Raw genomic sequence first — 507 nt, forward strand, 5'->3', positions numbered from 1 at the left:
GGGCGGGAACACCTATTCCGGCGGCACCATCATCACCCAGGGCGTGCTCGCGATCGCCGCCGACAACGCGATCGGCGCCGCCACCGGCCCGCTCACCTTCAACGGCGGCACGCTGCGCTTCAACACGGCCTTCAACCTGGCATCGACCCGCGCGGTCTCGATCACCGCGGCGGGCGGCACCATCGACACCAACACCCTCACGACGACCATCGCCCAGGGCATCACCGGCCCCGGCGCGCTCAGCGTCACCGGCGGTGGCAGCCTGATCCTGACCGGCGCCAACACCTATGCCGGCGGCACCACCATCGCCGCCGCGACGCGGGTGCAGCTCGGCGCCGGCGGCACCAGCGGCAGCATCGTGGGCAATGTGCTGAACAACGGCACCCTGGCCTTCAACCGCAGCGACGCCGCGATCTTCGCGGGCGTGGTCTCCGGCAGCGGCACGCTGCGCCAGGAAGGCACCGGCACCACCGTGCTGACCGGCGCCAACACCTACACCGGCGGCAC

Annotated in this window: 1 protein-coding gene; it reads left to right on the forward strand. The window is 72.0% G+C overall.

Going from position 1 to position 507, the window contains the following annotated elements:
* The coding region (locus tag GXW71_RS34640; RefSeq protein WP_211858634.1) for an autotransporter-associated beta strand repeat-containing protein at nucleotides 1-507 on the forward strand (507 nt) is incomplete at both ends.

This window comes from Plastoroseomonas hellenica, from assembly GCF_018129085.1.
GTDB lineage: Bacteria > Pseudomonadota > Alphaproteobacteria > Acetobacterales > Acetobacteraceae > Plastoroseomonas > Plastoroseomonas hellenica.